Source organism: Bartonella sp. LB28NMGDW (assembly GCF_042194435.1).
Lineage (GTDB): Bacteria > Pseudomonadota > Alphaproteobacteria > Rhizobiales > Rhizobiaceae > Bartonella > Bartonella grahamii.
Window position 1 is genome coordinate 1 of sequence record NZ_JBHIMX010000144.1, and the last position, 676, is coordinate 676.

General features: G+C 37.7%; 1 protein-coding gene. It reads right to left on the reverse strand.

Translation table 11 applies throughout. The features are described from left to right. A partial coding sequence (locus ACFIKG_RS09695; protein WP_375652242.1) for a recombinase RecT occupies positions 1–629 on the reverse strand: 629 nt, incomplete at its 3' end. Between the last annotated feature and the right edge of the window lie 47 nt (positions 630–676).

The window sequence follows — 676 nt, forward strand, 5'->3', positions numbered from 1 at the left end:
TCAAGCACTTTTTCTTCTTCTGTTTGAGTGATGTTTATTAATTGTTTGATTTGCGTAAGCACATCATAAGAAACTAACTTCGTTTGTACGTTATGGTTTGTTTCATTGATACGTTTTGCTTCATCTTCTTCATAAATACCGGAAAGCCCGAAAGCATAGCGAGCACACTGTATAGTAGCTTTATGGCGCAACATACGTGCGGGATATTTTTGCCATGCTTCACTTTTTTCTTGTTCGCATTCTTTGCGATATTCGATGACTTCGATAGGGTCTTTAATTCCTTTGAGACGAATAGCACATTTGATAGCAATGAGCTTCCCATCCTTATCGAGTTGATCTTGAAAGGTCATGCCATCAAAGTCAGGATTTGATTTGATGATCTTTATCCAACCGTCGATAGAAACAACGGGTATGATGCCGCCGCCTTTTTTAGGGAGTGCATAGATTTCTTTTGTTAAAGGGTTAAGTCCATAAGTATTGGCAACAAAAAGAAAAACGGCAAATTCTGCATCAGTGATGACACTAGCATTTTTATATCCAATACAAGTTTTTATGATTGTTTCTCGAAATTCTTCAGCAGAAAATCCATATTTTCCTGCCATTTCTTTTAAAAAAGTGGAATTTGTCATCTTGATTTCCTACATTGCGCGCAATTCACCCGTGGCGTGAATCACGC